The 21281-nt window shown below is 43.2% G+C and carries 14 protein-coding genes and 1 other annotated feature; of the genes, 8 read left to right on the plus strand and 6 right to left on the minus strand.

Features of this window, described 5'->3' with window-relative positions:
• Positions 1 to 49 precede the first annotated feature (49 nt).
• Positions 50 to 311 (plus strand) — a binding site (T-box leader).
• Between the two features lie 61 nt (positions 312 to 372).
• Both lysS and BP97_RS0106885 read left to right on the plus strand, forming a co-directional pair.
• Complete coding sequence (lysS, locus tag BP97_RS0106880; protein ID WP_028548435.1) at positions 373 to 1932, plus strand: lysine--tRNA ligase; 1560 nt, start codon at positions 373 to 375, stop codon at positions 1930 to 1932.
• 343 nt (positions 1933 to 2275) lie between these two features.
• Entirely contained in the window at positions 2276 to 3718 is a 1443-nt protein-coding gene (locus BP97_RS0106885) for a S1C family serine protease (protein WP_028548436.1), read from the plus strand.
• A gap of 96 nt (positions 3719 to 3814) precedes the next feature.
• Here BP97_RS0106885 and BP97_RS0106890 read toward each other — a convergent pair whose 3' ends face one another.
• Genes BP97_RS0106890 through BP97_RS0106900 form a run of 3 tightly spaced genes read right to left on the minus strand, consistent with a single transcriptional unit; the run spans position 3815 to position 7529 of the window.
• Positions 3815 to 4963 carry a Ger(x)C family spore germination protein gene (locus BP97_RS0106890; protein WP_028548437.1) on the minus strand — a complete coding sequence of 383 codons (1149 nt, stop codon included), beginning with the start codon at positions 4961 to 4963 and terminating at the stop codon, positions 3815 to 3817.
• Positions 4960 to 6438 (minus strand): spore germination protein, encoded by a 1479-nt coding sequence (locus BP97_RS0106895; protein ID WP_028548438.1) that lies wholly within the window; start codon positions 6436 to 6438, stop codon positions 4960 to 4962. Before BP97_RS0106895 ends, BP97_RS0106890 begins: the two co-directional genes overlap by 4 nt.
• Positions 6435 to 7529: a GerAB/ArcD/ProY family transporter gene (locus tag BP97_RS0106900; protein WP_028548439.1), complete on the minus strand. Its 1095-nt coding sequence runs from the start codon at positions 7527 to 7529 to the stop codon at positions 6435 to 6437. The genes BP97_RS0106895 and BP97_RS0106900 overlap by 4 nt, the downstream gene beginning before the upstream one ends.
• A 316-nt stretch (positions 7530 to 7845) precedes the next feature.
• On the opposite strand from BP97_RS0106900, the gene BP97_RS0106905 reads away from it, so the two are divergent.
• Entirely contained in the window at positions 7846 to 9798 is a 1953-nt protein-coding gene (locus BP97_RS0106905; RefSeq protein WP_028548440.1) for a heavy metal translocating P-type ATPase, read from the plus strand.
• Between the two features lie 60 nt (positions 9799 to 9858).
• On the opposite strand, the gene BP97_RS40115 is transcribed toward BP97_RS0106905, so the two are convergent.
• A complete protein-coding gene (locus tag BP97_RS40115; protein ID WP_156043156.1) occupies positions 9859 to 10026 on the minus strand; it encodes a hypothetical protein in 168 nt (55 codons plus the stop codon).
• A gap of 96 nt (positions 10027 to 10122) precedes the next feature.
• Here BP97_RS40115 and BP97_RS40120 point away from each other — a divergent pair, with 96 nt between their 5' ends.
• Positions 10123 to 10290, plus strand: a complete 168-nt coding sequence (locus tag BP97_RS40120; RefSeq protein ID WP_156043157.1) for a hypothetical protein — start codon at positions 10123 to 10125, stop codon at positions 10288 to 10290.
• Positions 10291 to 10403: 113 nt separating this feature from the next.
• Here BP97_RS40120 and BP97_RS0106920 read toward each other — a convergent pair whose 3' ends face one another.
• The gene (locus BP97_RS0106920) at positions 10404 to 12122 is read right to left on the minus strand and encodes an ABC transporter ATP-binding protein (protein ID WP_028548441.1); all 1719 of its coding nucleotides are present in this window, start codon (positions 12120 to 12122) and stop codon (positions 10404 to 10406) included.
• A gap of 15 nt (positions 12123 to 12137) precedes the next feature.
• On the minus strand, positions 12138 to 13913 hold the full coding sequence (locus tag BP97_RS35540) for an ABC transporter ATP-binding protein (protein ID WP_051620423.1): 1776 nt from the start codon (positions 13911 to 13913) through the stop codon (positions 12138 to 12140).
• A 313-nt stretch (positions 13914 to 14226) separates the two neighbouring features.
• Between BP97_RS35540 and BP97_RS0106930 the strand changes: the two genes are divergently transcribed.
• The 4 genes from BP97_RS0106930 (at position 14227) to BP97_RS0106945 (ending at position 21265) form a co-directional block, all read left to right on the plus strand.
• A complete protein-coding gene (locus tag BP97_RS0106930) occupies positions 14227 to 15657 on the plus strand; it encodes a serine hydrolase domain-containing protein (RefSeq protein ID WP_036745595.1) in 1431 nt (476 codons plus the stop codon).
• A gap of 243 nt (positions 15658 to 15900) precedes the next feature.
• A complete protein-coding gene (locus tag BP97_RS0106935) occupies positions 15901 to 17154 on the plus strand; it encodes a response regulator transcription factor (protein WP_028548443.1) in 1254 nt (417 codons plus the stop codon).
• The gene (locus BP97_RS0106940) at positions 17151 to 20249 is read left to right on the plus strand and encodes an FAD-dependent oxidoreductase (protein WP_028548444.1); all 3099 of its coding nucleotides are present in this window, start codon (positions 17151 to 17153) and stop codon (positions 20247 to 20249) included. The genes BP97_RS0106935 and BP97_RS0106940 overlap by 4 nt, the downstream gene beginning before the upstream one ends.
• Entirely contained in the window at positions 20246 to 21265 is a 1020-nt protein-coding gene (locus BP97_RS0106945) for an FAD-dependent oxidoreductase (protein ID WP_028548445.1), read from the plus strand. Before BP97_RS0106940 ends, BP97_RS0106945 begins: the two co-directional genes overlap by 4 nt.
• The last annotated feature ends 16 nt before the right edge of the window (positions 21266 to 21281 follow it).

Consider the following 21281-nt stretch of genomic DNA (forward strand, 5'->3'; position numbering starts at 1 on the left):
TTGACATATTCATTTTTTCAGACTAATATTACATAAAATAGCAGATACAGCAAAAGCAATGAAGAGAAGAGTAATTAGGAAGCATAGTTCCCAGAGAGCTCCAGAATGGTGAAATGGAGTAACGATGCTCTTAACGAAAAAAGTCTCGGAGCTTCATATGGAATTGAGCAAAGCGCTCAAGGATGTTATGACGGGCTCTCCCGTTACAGAGATAGGGTATAAGCGTAATGGCCGTACCCGAAAGGTGAACATGGCAACATGTTAACAAACTAAGGTGGTACCACGACGCTAATATAGCCCTCGTCCTTAAGATGAAAATCTTGATGACGAGGGCTTTTTTATTTTTAAAAATCAAATTTGAGGTGATATTTTATGCATTGGGCAGAACAAATAGCATGCCAGCTCATTCAAAACCATCCTGAACGTCATACATTTGTATGTTCATCAGGGATCAGCCCGTCAGGTTCGGTACACATCGGGAATTTCAGAGAAATTGTAACGACTTATTTTGTAACAAAAGCGCTTATGAAATCCGGAAAAAACGTACGTTTTATTTTTTCATGGGATGACTTCGATCGATTCCGGAAGGTTCCTCGTAATGTAGATCCCTCCTTTGAGAAATATATTGGAATGCCTTACTCAGAAGTTCCATGCCCATTCGACTGCCATGCTTCCTATGCAGAACATTTTGAGAAAGAGTTTGAACAAGCTTTGACTGCATTTGATATAAAACCCGAGTTTATTTATCAGAGCAAGGAATATCAATCCAGAAGATACATTCCTGCCATCTTGCATGCGTTAAAAAACAGGAAAGAAATTTACGATTTAATAATGGCTTTTAAAACAGGTGACGCCAAGGAAGAAGAAAGAGCTTCATTTTATCCTATTCAAGTATATTGTGAGGTTTGTCGAAAGGACACGACCACGATTCAATCTTTTGATGAACAAATGGAGACGCTGACCTACTCCTGTAAATGCGCTCATCAAGCACAACTTACAATACCCTATGCAACGAATATAAAATTGCAATGGAAAGTGGATTGGCCCATGCGCTGGAGTATGGAGGATGTCCTGTTTGAACCTGGCGGACGAGACCATTCGTCAGAAACGGGGAGCTATAATGTATCCAAAATGATATCGGAAAAAATTTTCGGCAATTCGCCGCCATTATATGTGCCTTATGAGTTTATCAGCATTAAAGGCAGCCATGCTAAAATGTCCAGTTCTTCTGGGAACCATTATACACCTGATGATCTACTGAACGTATATTCACCTGAGATTATTAAATTCTTGTTTGCAAAATATCATCCTAATGCTGCTTTTCATATCGGGATGGATGAAGATGTACTTCGGAACTATACGGAATATGAAAGATACCGGGAAGCTTACTTGGCCCAAACTCTCACCAATGAAATAAAAGAAGCTATGGATCTTTCCATTATGTCGGACAAAGGGATGAAAACTCCTAAATTCAGTCAGATAGCAAGTTTATTGCCATTAGTCAACTTCGATTTCAAATTAGTAAAAGAGATCCTAGCTCGGAACCGTGAAGACTACTCTGATGAACAGCTTGAAACACTAACCACACGAGCGGAATACTGGATCAAACATTGGTTTCCCCAAAAGCTAATAACCGTGAATACAAACAGAGATACTGCTTTTTACGAAACGTTAAGTACAGCCGAACGTGAATGGATTATAGCATTTTGCAATTTGCTGAAAATAGAACGCATGAATGATGAAGAACTGATGGAACAAATTTATACCATTTGTCACGATGCGGATAAAAAAATTATGAAGACTAATCAAAAACGTTTGTTTTATATGATCTATAAACTAGTTCTCAATCATCATGAAGGCCCTCGCATCCCTTTATTGATTCAAACGTTAGGGGTGAATAGGTTATTAAATTTGTTGGATGGGTACCGTTGATTGTGCAGACTGGTATATAGTATTTCCTGAAAACGACAAGAATACAATGAAAGCTCGAAAAGAAGCGTAGAACTAGACATAATATATATTATGTAAATAAATAATGTGCTTAATGGTGTAAATTATTAATTCAAGATTAAAATGAAGAATGCATAGGAAGTCAAACGATACAAAACCAGCCCAATGAATCGGGCTTTCTCTTAACACTGGCGCGGGTTTGTAGGCTTTTAACTCCCATTTATATTATTTTAAAGTGCGCTTAAGGTACGGATTCTATTATTAATTCATAGCCAACAGCTACTGCAAGAATCCAACTTAACATTATAAATGGGAGGTTTTCAATATGGAGAACAACAATTACAATAACGACAATAATGAATATAAACTACAACACGAATTAGAGCAGCCTGAAACGCACACGATAGAATCATCGCAAGAGCCAATTGAAGAACGGAAGTTTAGACGCAACGGTGCATTTTTTAAATATTCCGGTAAAGTATCGCTCAATTCTCCGGATAACTATGAGATGAAGAAGCGTAATTCTTTGAGAAGCACCTTTGCCGCCTTTATGGCTGGAGCACTTGTCGTAGGAAGCCTTATGTTCGCAGCAGACAAATATAACCTTTTCACGCACAGTAACGTTACGGCGTCAGGCGGATCGGCATCATCCGCAGCCGCGAACGGTACAGCTCAAACCGCTTCCTATAACAATACTACGACCGGCGGCAGTGTAGCTGATATTGCCAAAACAGCAAGCCCAGCCGTAGTTAAGATTCAAACGAAAGTAAAGGTGAACAACTCCCGTAGCAACTCCATGTATAACGATCCATTGTTCCGGCAGTTCTTCGGTAATAATGGGGGAGGGGGGAGCAATGGCAATGGCAGTGGCAACCAATCCGATTCGAAAGATGGAGAGCTTCAGTCCAGCGGAATGGGGTCCGGCTTTATATTTCAATCTTCGGGCTATATATTAACGAATGAACATGTCATCGACGGCGCAGACGAAATTGAGGTGACCGTACAAGGCTACGATACGCCGTTCAAGGCGAAGCTGCTTGGGAACAGCTATGATCTTGACTTAGCCGTGCTTAAGATTGAAGGGGACAAAGAGTTCGCTACACTGCCAATTGGCGATTCGAATACAACCCGAGTAGGTGATTCCGTTGTCGCTATTGGTAACCCTTATGATTTTGACTACACGGTAACATCAGGAGTAATTAGTGCTAAAGAGCGTCCGATCAGCATTCCGGATGAAAAAGGAACACGCGAATATAAGCATTTGTTCCAAACGGATACAGCAATCAACCCAGGTAATTCCGGCGGTCCATTGTTGAACATGAACGGTGAGGTTATCGGGATTAATACAGCGGTTAGCTCTGAAGCTCAAGGTATCGGTTTCGCTATTCCTACAAGTACCATTAGTTCCGTGCTTGAGAATTTGAAAAATAATGTCGAGATTCCAAAGGAACCAGCTCCATATCTAGGCGTTAGCGTGCAAAACATTACACAAGATATGCTTTCTGATTTTAATCTCAGCAGCACGAAAGGGGCTCTAATTGCGGACGTACAACCCAAAACACCAGGCTTCGAAGCGGGTTTGAGACCTTATGATGCTATTATTGCCGTAAATGGAACAGAGGTTGCAACCTCGGATGATCTCACCAAACTTATCCAAGCAACAAAAGTCGGCGATAAAGTTAAAGTAACCATTATGCGTAATGGAAACAAGCAAGATATTACAGTAACCATTGGCGATAAGAATGCTGCTACAACTCAAAATAAATAGTTCTAATGATGATTAACGCAAAAAGCCCTCTGAAGGGCTTTTTGTTTTGTTAATTTAATTAGCATCATTTATTGTTAACGTAATTAATTAAAATCATTAATCAACTCTGCCTTTGTATTTTCCCGTATGAAGCAGTTTCACTTTAACTTCGATATTATTCAACGATTTCTCATCAAAAATGAAATCCTGATTTTGATGAAGCTCGTGCCATTTTTGGGGATAATCCCTGTATAATGCTTGATCCAATTTGAGCACATCCAGTTTTTTTTCTAAGCCTTTCTTGTAAGTATTTCGAATTTCGTTCTTTATTACTTTAGCAGCTTGTTCTTCCATCGTTTTCTCAGGAATATTAGCGTTTAATTCGTCCAAATAGGCTTGAATTTTTATAGTTATATTAAACAAAGCTTTTCCGTCTTGAAACACGGAGGTGATTTTGGAACTTGGGTGCAGCAACACGATGGCTGCTGTTGGATTTTTATCGTTAGGGATGTTGATGGGTGAACGCTCCAATTTTTTTTGAATCCAGCGGTAGCCTATAAGATCTCCTTCGGAGAGCCAACCGGTCATTTTACCCTTATTAAAAAAATAGGCACCATCAATTTTTAACAGAGACTTAGGCTTAGTGTCTTCATGCCAGTTTGCTTTGTCAAGCGTCAATGAAGGTAGCATTGCCGGATCACCGGGTTCATTTATTTGAGCTAAAAGCTTGAAACCATATACAGGTACGATATACGATCGCTGTGAAAAGGTCTGCGTAGGTGTATCCAGGATAGAATCCAAGGGTGAAAAATTAAGTATAGATTTCGTATGTAGCACCTCCTGAAGAGGTTCTTTAGTACCGTAAAGTAAAATATTGTACCGAACCTCTCTATAGCGGTTAAGCATATCATAGGCTTCTTTTATTTTATCACCATGCTTTAACATATTCTCAGATATGACAATGGATTTGAGATGGCCCCAGAATACGCGAATCTGCGATGTGGCATAGATAGAGTTAAACGATTCGGTAAGGGTAGTGCCTTCTCCTTTACCAATCCATATCGGAATGTTTTTACCGAGTTCAGTCGATTCCACCTTAGCCACACTTGAAAAGTTTAACACTTGCACATAGCTGATATATTTCCCATCCTTGTAATCGATTCCTAGCGCCGTGACATAAGCCATCCTTTGTATATCCTTGGAATTCCAACAGCCCGGAAGCAGCAGGAGTGCCAATGATATGAGCAAGATTTTCATGAGATTCATGATTTATCTTCTCCTTGATGATCCGAATCCATCGTATTGAGCACACGAGGCCTGCTTCTCATCTTACTCCATGGGCCTCTCAAGAAGGATTTTAATATGTCCTTAGGGATAGGAGGGGAGAGGGGTGATAAATAAGGAACACCAAAGGATTGCAGCTTCGACATGTAAAAGACAAGCAAAATGATACTAAGAATCAACCCGTACAATCCTAAGATGGAACAGATGATAAATACGCTCAGCCGGATAACGCTAAGTACTGTGCTTAAGGTCTGATTGACTAAAGTAACCCCTGAAACGGCGGTAATTGCGCCTACCACAACAACAGAGGGAGAAACCAGTCCCGCTCTAATCGATGCATCCCCAATAATGAGACCCCCAACAACAGTCAACGTTTGACCGATAGAGCTTGGGAGCCTGACACCCGCTTCGCGGAATATTTCAAGCAGAAGCAATAAGAGCAGCATCTCTATTTGAGCAGTGAAAGGAAGCCCTAAACGAGCTACCGCTATCGTCGCCATTAATCGAAACGGAATTTGATCCTGATGAAACGCCGCAATAGACACCCAAAAGCCCGGTAGAAAGCCCGATAGCCAAAAGCTGGCTAAGCGAATCAATCTGGCGAAAGAAACATATTGAAAATTAAAGTGAATATCTTCAGGTGATTTCAATATCAGCGAAAAGCCAGCTGGCGCAATAAGAGCAAACGGATTCCCGTCGACAATGAGAACGAACCTGCCTGCCAATAGGGCAGCTACGGCATAATCAGGCCGTCCAGTAAAATCGATCAATGGAAATAATGAATACTTTACGTCACCCAGAAGCTCCTCAAGCTGTCCAATACTGTAAAGGCCATCGATATCGACCTTTTTCAGCCTTTTGCGGATTTCACCGAGTACTTGTGGAGAAATGATATCGTCTATAAAGAGCAGGCCCACTTTGGTTCGGGTTCTTCTTCCTATAATAGTCGTTTCATAGCACAAGCTATTACTTCGTATTCGTTTGCGGATAAGGGCAATATTCGTTACAATTTCTTCGGTAAACCCGTCTTTCGGCCCCTTTATCGATATCTCGGTAGATGATTCTTGAGGGGTACGCCCCGGTAAATTGCAAATGTTCATTTTGAATAAAGAGTTCGTTTGAGGGAAAAAAAGAAGCAGATCGCCTTGAAATACAGATTCGACAATAAAGTCCTCTGAAGAATCGTCAGGTAGAGGAATCAGCGGTAAGGTTCCAAAATATTGTTCTGAATTATACTGACCGAATCCGCTGGAATCGTAGACCTTCTTTAAATCCGGAAGAATATCTTTACCGATTTGCTTGGAATCGCATAAACCTTCCGCATAAATAAGTAAAATTTCGGATGATTCGATTTCTGCAAAACGATGCTCCTGAAGCTGTACGTCGGAGGAATTCACGAACAGCTTCTTTAACTTTTGCAAATTCCACAAAGGTGCTTGGGATCCATTCTTGTTCATGTTGCTTCCTCCTTTTTGGATCTTTTGATCAGAGACACGCCTCCCCAAACTACGGATGTGATTACAGTAACGATCAAAAACATAGGAAAATAATCGTGATACATCCATAAGTAGTATTCATTTTGATTGATAGGGAAGAACGAGGTGACGACATAACTAAGTGAAACAATGAAATTGAACAGATTTCGTACTTTAGAGCTCTTTGTAGGAATAATGTCCGCAAGCAAAAACAAGCTCAGACTGATTCGGATACATGCTCCCGAAAGCCATTGAAATACGGACAAAAAATCGACATGCTCTACATAATCTCCCAAGCGCACCAGACGCCATTGTTCATAGGGGGAGATCATTTGTTTGGCTGCTTCTTCGGGTCCGAACTCTACGATCCCGCCAATAAGGGGGCCAATGGTTATATAAACCATAAGAGCGGCGAATATGAGCAGCTTCCAGACTTTGATCTTGTTCTTTATGTGATGCTGCATGAGAAGAATGGTGATCAATTCAACAAACCCCCCTCCAGCAAAGACCATACCGTTAATCGCAGGCTGCAATCCGTTTTCTAGAAAAGGTTTTAATAGTCGATAGTCTTTCTCAGGAGAATTGGCAATAGCTACGAATATTCCTAAGGCTATAACAGCAGGAAGAAGAATACCAGAGCAGATGGCAATCGCGCGAACTCCCATAATTGCAGAGTAGAAGCATACGAAGGTCAAGGCTCCAGTTAAAATGAACTTAGGTGTTGCAGGCAAGTAGTTCGTTACAGTCCAAATCGAAGTATGAATAACAGTAGTGCTTCCGATCATATACAGCTGTAAAATAACCGGTGAAATAAGAATCCATGAAATGACCGTATTGGTTTGAGAGGCTAACCATGGCTGCAGCTTTTGCTGTCCGGACCTCTTCATAATAAAAAACAATATGAGGCACCACGGAAGAAATAATGCTGCCGCCATGATGGCTGAAATCCACGAATCCCTGCCAGATGCATCCAGGATCATTGGGTTTACGATGACATGATTGGTCAAGCCGTTCATAAGCATTAAAATCATAAAAGCCTGAAGAAGGCTAATTTTTCCATTGGTCGTATCCATAGCTGATTCTCATTTCATTTTTAACTTTGTGGTCTGCTGGAATATGTTCCTTATAATGTCCATTCGTGGGATGAGCTATGCAGCTAGTAAAGAATGTGGGCGGAATAGTGGCATGCTGGGTATTCACCCATTTACTTTTCATTTGTTACAGATTATAATAATTCTAAATAATAAATTTTTGATTGATCAAAACTGAATAGTGCCAAACCGAGAATAGGTTTCTCGATTCACATGCTGCTCCCTCAAAAGGAGCAGCATGTGCCATTTTAAGGGGAGTAATAATGGAATTCATTCTCAATGAGAAGGAGTGACTCAAATGATTACAGCTTATTCATCTGCAAAAACCGAAGCAAAAGAACAGGAAGTATCGCAACTGCAAACTGAACACTCTAATCAGGAGCAGAACTGGTTAAGCCGATACGGAGAGGCAATTGCCGCATTAGCAAGCGGGATTTTCATAGCAGCAGCTTGGGGAATTGACGGAATGTCGCATACAGCTGCGATTGTTCTTTACTCTATGGCTTTTGTTGTCGGAGGCTATGTTAAGGCTAAGGAAGGCTTGCATACTCTGTTTGTTGAACGTGATTTGGATGTCAATTTATTGATGCTCGTAGCAGCATTAGGCGCAGCAGGCATCGGTTACTGGGCAGAGGGAGCTGTGCTTATCTTTATATTCTCGCTTAGCGGCGTGTTGGAAAGCTATACGATGGATCGGAGCCGACGCGATATATCTTCACTGATGGATCTTAAGCCCGAAATGGCTGTATTGTATCGAGATGGGGAAGAAGTGGCGGTTTCCATAGAGGACTTGAAGATAGGAGATCTCATAGTCGTCAAGCCTGGAGAACGGATTCCTTCCGATGGCGTTGTAACAGAAGGGGCTTCCTCCGTTAATCAAGCATCCATTACAGGAGAATCCATCCCTGTGGACAAAGTAATAGGCGACGAGGTATTTGCAGGAACCTTGAACGGTCAGGGAGCTTTATTTATCGAAGTAAGTCAACCAAGCGAATCGACATTGTTCTCTAAAATTATTAGGCTAGTGCAAGAAGCTCAAAGCGAAAAGCCTGCTTCGCAGCGGTTTATCGAAAAGTTCGAACGCATTTACGCCAGAGCTATTATTGGGGTGTCCGCACTGCTGATTGTCGTGCCGCCTCTCGTTCTTCAATGGTCCTGGAATCAGTCGTTATACAAAGCCATGGTATTTCTAGTTGTGGCTTCTCCATGTGCATTGGTTGCTTCCATCATGCCGGCCATGCTATCCGCAATATCGAACAGTGCACGTAAAGGGGTACTGTTTAAAGGTGGAGCGCATCTTGAGAACCTTGCACGTACTAAAGTCATCGCATTCGATAAAACAGGAACATTAACCGCTGGCCGGCCCATTGTAACGGATATGATCCCTCTGCAAGGGTACACAGAGAATGAGATGTTGAACATCGCGGCAAGTCTAGAAAGCTTATCCGAGCATCCGTTAGCCAAGGCTATCGTGATGGAAGCTCAAGAACGCGGGTTATTGATTAAGCGACCTGCTGAGTTCACAGCCCGAACAGGGTGGGGGATTCAAGCTTTGTGGAAAGGCGACACATGGAAAATCGGAAAGCCGGCTTTACTCGATGCAAGCTTCATGACCCGTTCCTTGTCAGAGACGATTGACCGATTGGAGAGAGAGGGTAAGACGGTAACGATCATGCACAATTCCAGTGGGGCTGTAGGGATCATCGCGCTTCGTGATACACTTCGTCCGAATGTGAAGCAAGCCATTGCAGCTCTGAAGAAACAAGGAATTCAAGTCGTCATGCTGACTGGCGACCAACGGCAAACCGCCCAAGCTATTGCTCAAGAAGCGGGAATCGATAAGGTATACGCCGAGCTGCTTCCGGAGAATAAAGTGAGCTTGGTTAAAGAATTGAGGGAGACTTATGGGTCTGTTGCTATGGTGGGAGACGGAGTTAATGATGCACCTGCACTGGCAACGGCGACCGTAGGTATTGCAATGGGGGCAACTGGGAGTGACGCAGCTCTTGAGACAGCGAATATAGTACTATTGAGCGATGATATCGAGAAGCTTGCAAGCACCATTACATTAGGAAAAAGGACACTTGCTATCGTCAAACAAAATATCACATTTGCGTTAACGGTCATATGTGTATTAATAGCTGCTAATTTCTTACAAGGCATTGCGTTACCTTTGGGGGTCGTCGGACATGAAGGAAGTACGATACTCGTTATTTTGAATGGCCTTCGTTTGTTACGTTCCCAATCTTAATAACTAGAAGGGCATGATGCACAAAAAAATTGACCCTGCTTATTAGATAGCGGGGTCAGGTTATGGATCTGTTCTTTTGCTGAAGGATACAGTCGGAGCTGCAGGAAGAATGGGGATAGGCTTTCTTCGGGTCGCTCGAATAACACGGTCATTTTCTATGGACATAAATAAACAGAACGCACCGAGTACTATAAGAACGAATGTTGTAATCGGAAGCAAAAGACTCATTGTCACGACTCCTTAAGTAAAGTTAATGATAATCATTATCATTATTATAACCTATTTAGGAGAATGATCAAGATCATTTTTTAGGGAGGATATAAAATGAATACCGTTCATGACGTTTTAGAGGAAATAGAAACCAGGATCAAAGAGCTTCAATCGATAGAAGATGAGTGCAGGAGAAAGATGAATGTCAATGGCAGAATGAATGCCAGAACGAAACGAGAAGAGCTGGAACGCTTAAAAAGCGTGATTTTAGGTGTTCAATAAGGGTGTGCGGGAGAAGGAAAGAGCAGGCGCTATAGGGTCTGTTCTTTTTTTTGCTTGTAATAAAATGAAGAAGCATTGCGTACACATGTGCACACAATGCTTCTTAAATTGAATCAGGATGCTTCTGCCATAGAAACTACAAGCTGTCTGTAAATGACTCCGTTCACCATAAGCTCTTCGTGTGTTCCTTGTTCTGCGAGCTTTCCTTGATCCATAACGAAAATAACGTCTGCATTGCGGATGGTTGATAGTCTATGGGCAATGATGATGGTGGTGCGGCCCTGGCGCAGCCGGTCAAGCTCCTCCTGCATAATCCGTTCCGTTTCCATATCGAGTGCCGAGGTTGCTTCGTCGAGCAATAATATATCCGGGTCATTAATGATGGCTCTTGCGATAGCGATACGCTGTCGCTGGCCGCCTGATAACGTGTATCCGCGCTCTCCGATAACCGTATCATAGCCATCCTCCAGAGAGTCAATGAAATCGTGTATCTGCGCAATACGGCAGGCTTCAATCAGATCGGCTTCGGATAAATGATCTCTGCCCAGCAGCAGATTGTTACGAATAGTGTCTGGGAGCAGAAACGGCTCTTGGAAAACGACAGATATTCTGCTCATCCATTGCTCCATCCGGATATCGGAGAGGACGGTTCCGTTGATTCTAATGCAGCCTTGGGTAGGATTGAAGAACCGAAGCAGCAGCTGAGCTATGGTTGATTTGCCGCCTCCGCTAGTACCGACAATGGCGATCTTACGTCCTGTCTCCAGGACCATGTTTAATTGATTTAATACTTGACGTCCTTCCTCAGAATAGGCGAAGGATACTTGATCAAAACGAATGCTTCGCACCGAACCATTCAAATTTTTCGTTCCTTCCGCTGTTTCCTCCTGATCGAACAGTCCTTTGACACGATCTACAAATGCCAATCGACCGGACATATTCATGAAGAAATTGAATACGTTCTGAAAATTTTGGAACAGTTGATTGGAATACTGATACACGATTACGAAGGTTCCGAGGGTGGTGTTTCCTTGAATAACCTCATAACCTCCTATGATGAGGACACCAAGTCTTCCCATCCACTGCACAGTATTACTCAGCAGGAGCTGTGAATTTGCCAATTTTCCGTTCTGCATGACTTTATCGTAATAGATCTGGAACGTGCTGCGGAAATTTCTTTCCTCCCATTCCAGACGATTGTAAGCAATAATTTCCCTAGTGGAGGAAATGCCTTCCTCAATCTTCACCAATAGATCGCCGCGACGCTCTTGCATCTCTTTGGTTTGACTCCTCATAATCGGGCCGTAATAACGTCCGAGACCGATATAGAGCGCACTGAAGACGAGAACGAGGATTAGAATCATCGGGCTGGCCCAAGCAATGACACCGATCAGAAATATAGTTCCGGCTACCTGTTGGAAACCTTTCGCTAAGTCACGAGATACAAAATCGGAAACTTGTTGGATATCGCTAGTAAAATATTGCACCCATTTGGCAGTCCGCTGGTTTTGCATTTCTGCAACCGGTTTCCGCTGTATGACGGCCATCAAGCTGGTTCCCATAAGACGGTGAAGATTCAGCTGATTCACCCTGGTCAAATAATTGCCTAACCAATTGAGACTGTAGGCAACCAAGCTTGTAGCCGTTAAATAGAGAAGGACCCAGCGAAGCTTGTCGTAATTTTTGTTGACAAGGATATCATCTATAAAAAATTTCTGGGAGCCCTGTGCCATAAGCTGCACCCACTGCTGCAAACCGAGAACAGCGATGCTGATTAAGATCATTTTCCGACTTTTGTACACGTAATTCCATATCCATTTGATAGTATTCATCGGCTACCTCTTTCTCTATGGATTCCCGGCAACTGCTCGTGTCTCGAGCTCATAGAGCCAGCCTTTGTTATTTACAAGCTCGTGATAGCTGCCAGCTTCAGCGGCAACGCCATCCTTGATGACGACAATCCGATCATAATGACGGACGGTTGATAGGCGATGGGCTACGGCTATTGTCGTGCGTCCATGCATTAAAGTATCAAGCGCTTTCAAAACCTCAATTTCACTCACGTTATCTAAAGCGGAAGTAGCTTCGTCCAGTAAAATGATCTTTGGATCCTTAATGAACATTCTGGCGATAGAGATCCGCTGGCGTTGACCTCCTGACAGCTTGACACCACGTTCACCGACCAAAGTATCGTAGCCGTCTTTCAGCTGCATAATGAAGTCATGCGCATTCGCGGCCTTCGCCGCTTCCACGACCTGATCGTCTGTTGCTTCGGGGAAGCCAAATCGGATGTTCTCACGAATCGAAGAACCGAATAAATAAGTTTCCTGAAACACATAGCCAATCGAATCGCGAAGCTGTGAGAACGATAATTGTTTTAACGGAACTCCGTCCAGGTAAATATCGCCATAGGTGGGGTCATAGAACCGGCCGATTAGTTTAAGGATGGTGGATTTGCCATTCCCCGTAGGGCCGACCAATGCAAACCGCTCGCCTGCACGAATGTTAAGATAAAAGCCTTGAAGAATCTCACGTCTGTCATAGCCGAAATGGACGTCTCGAAAGGTTAATTCTCCACGGACCCTTGGCAAGACCACTGGCTCAGGCGACTCTTCAACATCGGGATGAAGCGCCATGAAATCTTTAATCTTCTCTCCTTGATGAAGTACAAGGCTCTGATCTACGAGAATCTGCACGATTTGGGCAGAATTCTGATTCATCATTTGGTAATACATCACGAAGGCGACAAATTCGCCTACGGTTAGTGAGCCATTCCGGTTAAGATAAGCTCCGGCAATGAACATGACGAGCATACCTGCAAAGGAAGACAGCTGTCTGGAGAGGGCGCGGGCGCCGCGGAAAATAAACTGCTTTTTTTGGCTGACGTTGAAGTGCTCATGCTTAGCATCATAACGTTCTAATTCCCATTCCTCGCGCTGATATGCACGCATTTCAGTCAATCCAGAAATACTCTCATATATCTTACGATTCCATTCGGTACGCCGATCTCTTGCGACTTTTCCCCAATAGGCAGTTTTCTTCTGTAATAACGGACCTACCAAATAATAAAGGAAAAAACAGGGCATGGTTGACAGCATAAGAATTGCGTTGGTATGAATCACGAAGCCAAATGCTACGAACATCATAATGCCATTGTTGACGAGACTCGGAAAATGCCGTTGATAAATCCCTTGCACAGAAGCGACATCTGTGTTCAGCAGGGACAAAGTTTCCCCAACACCGTGCTTCTCATAATAGGTAAAGCCGAGACGACGAAGCTGCTTCATACACGCGTACTGCAGATCCCGGGATGCTTTCTCACGTACAAGTCGGGAGAGCAGGTTGTTGGCAGCCATAGCACCAAACATACATACAAGCACACCGATCAGGATAATAACGATGAATCGGAATTTTTCTAAATCCTTGGCCATAATCACGTTGTCGATAATATACTGCAAGACACGAAATATGCCCATCTGCGAGAGGGAAATAACCAGGCCGCAGACAATAAATAACGTCATTTGCCAAGCGTATGGCTTCATATAGGATAGGAGCCACATGTAAACGCCAAAATAATATTTCCCGTTCTTCTTAGCTTCTGTCTTATCCAGCAGTTCGTCCAATACAATTCCCTCTTTCTGTAAACTTCATCCTTCTATTATGGTCGGGTTTCCTTTTGTTGTCTATCTTCTAATTTAACACTAATTCCCTATAACAGCCTGTTTGAGACCGTTTACATTAATCTTTAGTATTATATAGTACATTAATTGGTTTTTTCTCAATAAGAAGGAAGAAAATGTCGATGGGGGAACGCTTCAGAACAAATAAACGAAATTTTACCCTGTTTTCAGCGGATTGTTCTAAAGATTCTTATCTTTATCAGTAGTATAATGATAAAAATCTGAAGGCAGGACATTCCAAAGGGGGATTACTGAGGTGAAAGAAAGACTTGAACTGGAGAGGGTACAGCCTGAGCGGGTTCGAATTTCTTCCAAAGGAATTATTGATTTTATTGAGGCAATAAAAGAGAAGAGGATTCACCTCCACAGCTTTGCACTTCTTCGTTACGGGAAGGTTGCTGCCGAGGGATACTATAAGCCTTTTCATGAGAGTCAACTTCATCAAGCTTTTTCTGTAAGCAAAAGTGTGACATCCGCGGCTATCGGTATTGCGATTGGTGAAGGTCTGCTGTCTTTGGAAGATACTGTGGCCGAGTACTTCCCTGAAAAGCTATCAGGGGAAGTCCACCCTTATACCGGAATGATGCGAATCAAGCACTTGTTGGAGATGGCAACGGTACATTCCAAATCTGCGAATACTCAGACAAATGATTGGGTAGCGTCATTCCTTAACACTATGCCAAGCCGCCCTCCAGGTACAAGCTTTGCCTATGATACAACCGGGACTCATGCATTATGTGCAATACTGCAAAAATTAACAGGGATGACAGTCCATGATTACTTAAGAACAAGGCTTTTCGACCCTATCGGCATAGGAGAGATCGAATGGGAGAGCTGCCCCATGGGCATCAACAAAGGGGGGAGCGGCATTAAATGTACCACAGAAGATATGGCAAGATTCGGACAGCTCTATTTACAAAAAGGAGTATGGGAAGGAAGGATAATTTTACCTGAGGGTTGGGTGGAACTCAGTACTTCAAAGCATAAAGATACTAATAATACCAGAATTCTTCTCGACGGAACACAAGGATACGGCTACCAATTTTGGCGAACCCGCTATGATTCCTATTGCGCCTTCGGGGCTGGCGGTCAGCTCATTGTTGTTATTCCTCACAAGGAGGCCGTATTCGTATCGACGGCAAACACGATGAACTATCGTGATGGACAACAGCAAATTCTCGATAGCTTATGGGAAACGTTGTATCCTGCAATGAACAGCGAAACTCTACCGGAAGAGGGAAATAGCTATGTTGAACTTCAAGAGCAGCTGAATCATTTATCACTAATCATGCCGGTTGGTGATAAGTGCTCCCCTGTCGCAGCACAATTACATGGCAAGCGTATATCTCTAGACAAGAATCAATTTGAATTTGATGCTTGCGAATTTCATTTTCATGAAAGTAGTGGCAGTTTGACTTTTTACAGGGAGGAGAACCAGAGCGAGCTTGTTTTCGGTATTATGGAGTGGAGAAGCGGAAGTGACCCGTTCCTCGGAATATCTTCTTTCAGCACAGGGTGTTGGGTCGATGAGAAAACTCTTGTCATTCAAACGACAATGTTCGAAATGACGCAAGAGTTTACTCTAACGTGCGGATGGGAACAGGGGCTGCTCAGTATACAAATTGTACCCGCAGGTTTTTACTTTAATGATCAAGTTGAGTATATCAATGAACAAATTACCAGATAAAGGTAGTGAGAAGTGAATGCTTCTTGCTGCCTGATGAGAGGACGCTGCTTGGTTAAGTTACAAGAGCGTCTTTTTATATTTACATATAATATATTATGTAAACTAAATGAATTATTAGTATCATTTGCCCCCCTATATGTAAATGGGAGCTCCTTGTAATCCATTCCCAGGAAGGGCTATAATATTTGTTACTTGATTGTAAACGGTTACAATTGTGAAGTGCATTTCTTGGGAGGACATATTATGTACAGGCTGATTATTGTAGACGATGAAGAAGACATAAGAGAAGGTTTATGCGATATTGTAGATTGGATGAGTCTAGGCTTCCACGTAGTTGACAAGCTATCGGATGGAAGAGAGGCAATCCACTATCTTCAAGAGAACAAAGTGGATGTAATTCTTACCGACATTAAAATGACTTTCGTCAGCGGGATCGATCTGGCAAAGTACATCCACGATAAAAAGCTAAAAATTAAAATCGTTTTTTTAAGCGGTTTTAAGGAATTTACGCTAGCTCGAGAAGCGATTAATTACAATGTATCCAATTATTTACTCAAGCCAACGGATTTGGACGAACTAACAGACATATTCCGGAAGATACATAAGGAGCTGGAAGAGGAGAAGGCAGAGCATGAGCAAGTTATCCGGCAGCATCAGCATGTTAAGACACTCCGGCCGCTGCTAATGGAACAATTCTTCTACAACCTTCTATTTGGAAGTTCATTAGATAAAGAAAAGGAAGAGCTTGGAGTAAAACTCAAGCAATTAGGTCTTCCTGTTGATCTGGAGAAAGGGATGTGCTGCATCCTGAGAGGTGCATGGTCCACAGAATCTAGCCCTAACCATCCGGCTGAACGGAACTTGGAGGACCGTCAAGTCCTGAGTTTAGCCATTACTAAAGAGAGGGATCAGATCCAATTTACCTGTGTCAAGGCCGATAAAACCCATTTTCTTATCATTGGTAATGCGCTGGAGGATCTGTCCTCAGAAGTATTTGAGAAAAGGGTAGAGACGTACTTCATGCACATTCAGACCTCCTTATCCGCATTAGTGGGTTTGTCCATTTGTTTAGAGAAGCTGGATTTATTCTCAAGTTTGGAAGCACTGTTTGCCTCGTTTCACAAAGCTTCCTCGGTTCTTGAGGAAAAGAACGAAACGGCAAAGGAAGTTGAAGTACATGAGCGGTTGATCATCAAGCATGCTAAACAGTTTATATCCGGACACTACGAGAAGAATGTGACTTTAGCTGAGGTTTCTCACCATGTTGGACTCAATCCGGTCTATTTCAGCCGCTTGTTCAAGCAGGAGACAGGGATGACTTTTTCCGATTTTGTAATCGATGTTCGAATAAAGAAGGCGATGGAGTATTTGAGAAACCCTAAGTATAAGGTGTATGAGATTGGTTACCTTGTGGGGTACAAGGACATCAAGCATTTTCATCAGTTGTTTAAACGGCAGACAGGACTAACTCCCACTGAGTTTAGAGATAAGCTATGAATAACACAAATATGAAGCTATGGAGCTACATCCGGCATTATAAATTTAACAGTATTTTATTACGTAATTTCATATTAATTATGACTTTGATTAGTGTGCCGCTTGTAGGCATTAGCGTGTTTGTATACATGCATAATGATGGGAATATGCGAGCGGAGATCGAACGATCTGCTGAGAATGAGCTGGCAAGGACACGAGATTCGGTGGATATGATTCTTTCCGATGCGGAACGTCTGTCGGTTAGGATGAAGTCGGACCCGGATGTGGTGTTGCTGATGTCCGAGAGATTATCTTCTCCTCTCGAGTATAACGAGGCATTAAGAATCATCCGTATCCAACAGGTGCTGCAAACGGTGAATATGACGAGTACCTACATTGATTCTATCTTTATTTATTCCGAATTCAATGATTTTCTGTTGACAGCAGGTTCTGGCAGCAGCCAGAACAATGAATATTACCGATGGTGGCCCCATATTAACGTACAAAATAGGGATATCCCCCATTTGTGGATAACGGGGCTTGCTCCATCCTCTGAACCGCTTCTCAGTTTCGTCAATCGCGTACCTGCTTACACAGCGGATAGGAACAAAGGTGGCGTTGTAAGTATCAATATGAACCTGGAGGATCTCGGCAGACGGATTGATCGCTCCAATCAGCAGCAAAGTATTTATATTGTAGATTCTCAAGGTAAAGTAATGTACAACCGGGATTCAAAGAAGCTTAATCTTACAGTCGAAGAAACGGACCCTGAGCTTCATCGGCTTATAAGTGAAGGAATGACCTCCCGAATTGTTAAATTGAACGGGAAGAATCAAGTAGTGTCGTTACTGCCTTCACAGGTAAAAGATTGGAAATATATATCGATCGTCCCCTTACAACAGTATCAGTCCGAGCAATCACGTGTCATTAAGCTGATGGTGGTGCTTCTGACCGTCAGTGCCTGCACAGCCATTGTCCTGTCCTTTATGATTGCAGTAAGAAGCTACAGCCCGATACGCCAAATTCTCTTTATGATTGAGAATAAGGAGAATCCTTTTATTATGCTGCGCAAAGCTCCTACGAGTCAGTGGAACGAAACTGGATACATTCTATCTAATCTGACCGCTTCGTTTCACCAAAATCAGAGTGTCGAGGCTCAGCTTCAGGAAAAATACGAGCTGCTTCGGAAAGCTCAAGCTATAGCACTTCAGGCGCAAATCAACCCTCACTTTCTTTATAACACGTTAGAATCCATCAATTGGAAAGTCATGAGACTGACGAATGGGAAGAACGAAGCCTCTCAAATGCTGCAATCCTTGTCTGCTCTTCTCCGCCTAACATTGGAAACGGAAGAGGATCTGGTTGATATCCGAAAAGAGCTGAAGCATGTCAATCTGTATGTGGAGATGCAAAAGCTGCGCTATAAGGACAAGTTTTCATTTGAATGCAGTGTGGAGGAGCGACTCCTGGATTGCAAAATTGTCAAGCTTGTCCTACAGCCTCTCGTGGAAAACGCTATTTACTACGGGGTGAAGCAAAGTTCAACTGATAAAACGATCACCATTCGCGTGTATGCAAGAAGAGAACATATAGTCGTACGGGTCATCGCAGCATCGGCGGGTGCTTCTTACACTATTGGAAGACCCTTCGACGGGGTATCCCATTCGTACTCGCTTACCCCACGTATTCTGGATGAGCATCCTAAGACAGGCAAGCCGCAGATTAGTTTGCGAAATTTTGACGCGGGTTGGGTTCATTCGATAAACGTGGACGATATCAGCTCAGCCTATAGGGAAGGTCGTGCCCATCTGCTGAGATTTTTGACTAAAGGCAATGGAGTCGGCAGACATTTGATTTCCGTCGCGCCTAAATTAGGTGTAAGGGAGGGGCGCCATATTGTCGGGGACTACGTGGTCCATATAGATGATTACTTGTATGATTCGCATTTTGATGATGTCGTTGCAAGAACTTGCTCGCATTACGATACCCATGCAAGAGATTTAGGTAATGAGTCGGATTTTGCACAGATATGGCTTGTGGTCCTAGATATGTTCAAGAATGGATCTATATGGTGCGATATTCCGTATCGAAGCTTGCTCCCGCAAGGCGTAAATGGCCTGCTTGTAGCAAGTCGTGCACTTTCTGTCGATAGAGAGGTATCCATGGGAGTACGTATGCAGCGGGATATTCAGAAAATTGGTGAAGCAGCGGGGGTAGCGGCTGCTTTGAGCGCTGCTGATCTGCTAGAGCCCCGGCAGCTTTCAATTAAGAAGCTTCAGCGAAGATTAATAGAGCGTGGGGTACTCAAAGAGGAGGACTTAACGAGATCAACGACTACCAATTTGATGTTCCAAGAAGGAATACTAAGCTCTAAGCAGCTTACTCCTACTTATATTCAAAGCCTTGTAGGTGAGGAGAGAACCGCTCTAGCCATACAATTGGCTGCTTATTTGGGTACAGAAGAGGAAGGGAGAGCTATCTGGTGGATGAGGCTCCTCGGGCAAGCTGCGGAAATGCCTCTGCTCGATATTATGAGAGGATCGAAGCGAATATATGCTATTAAACGGTCGGCAGCTCTCGCCCTCGGATTGCTGGGCTCCAAGGCTGCAATTCCGTTTTTGCTCAATATGATAAGAGCAAGAGAGAACAATCGCCCCCAGCATGTTAAGGCGCTTCCGAAGTGGGTGTCAGCGGTAATTGTGCTTCGGCTGCTTCATTGCCGGGAAGCTTACAGTGAAATTTTAACCTTATTGGAAGAAGATCATACCGCAGGAATTAATTCCATGCTTCTTCAATATTTATTCGAGATTTGCAGAGAATTGAATCACGGAGAAAGGGTTGATCTGAGAGAACGTCTGAAGCAGTGGTTAAGTTGCCCTGAGGTAGGAAACGGCTATATGTCCAAGGGAGAGAATTCGGTTTTATCTATCCGATGGAATATGGTTATTTGGGTTGCCCTAATCCTGGCAAAGACCGGTGACGGGAGTGGTATCGATATGTGTAAAACTTATTTGAATGATTCAAGAACATTTGTGAAGTTGGCTGCAGCAAAAGGGCTCGATGAAATGGAGCGGTTACTCTCTATTAGGGAGCTGGAAGGAGGCGTTGCTCAATGAGACAAGACGGATACGATGCTGCCGTTTTGGGAGGCGGAATAGCTGCAATGTTCCACGCATGTGCATTAGCTGAACAGGGGTACAAAGTGGCGATACTGACAAATAGCAGCTCACTTGTCCACGAAGTCGGGTTATCCCGTCATCCGATACAAGACTCATTGGGATTGTCGTCAAGTTACCCGCTATATCGAGCATGGGTTGAGCTTATGTCCGCCTATGGGGGGCTTAATGGCGCAAGGCTTGAGCCGGTTCTGACTCAACTACTCGCAGACGTGTTTGTTCAAGAACGAAATATTGATGTGCTCTTCGAGGTTATTCCCATAGAGCTATTATGGGATATAGAAGAAGATGAGATGATTGTAGCTGGTGTGCGGCTTGTGACTCGTGAAGGACTTATGAGCATAAAATGCAGAGCTGTCGTTGATTGCACTGAAGAAGCTGTAATAGTAAGAAGCTTGATGAACAAAAAGCCTGTTGATGCTTCTTCTGTTTATTCTTTTTGGACACTCACCGCATTGAGTGATGGCAATTGGAATCAGCCACAGGAATACAGCTTCACTTTCGATGAAACTCATTTTGATATCCGAATTGGTCCTTCCTATTGGGAAAAAGAAATATCCATAGAAGTGGCTGCTCGCTCCAGTGTTGCAGAAAACAGGGGAGAAATTCATTTCCTTGGAGTGCTGGAGATACTTCTGTCGGAGGTAAAAAACCGATCAAGTGTAGGGATTGGTCCGCTGCTTCACGTCAGCGAAAAAAATTGGGAAACCCCTTCTTTTATCTTATCAGAGCAAGAAAACGGTGTAATAAAACAAAGGCCGGGAGGCTGGCTCAGTACGAAGGATGGTTCTATTGTAGGGATAGGCTGTTGGACTGAATCAGGCATAAGTGCAATTGATCAAGCGTCATTATGGGATAAAGGAGGGACTGCGCTAAAATTTCTCGTTGAAGGAGCAATGGAGGCATCACTACATCAAAAAAATCGGAAGCAAAGCGAAGACGCCTTTTGCAGATAAGCATGTTTACATGATT

Source organism: Paenibacillus sp. UNC451MF (assembly GCF_000686845.1).
Taxonomy (GTDB): Bacteria; Bacillota; Bacilli; order Paenibacillales; family NBRC-103111; genus Paenibacillus_S.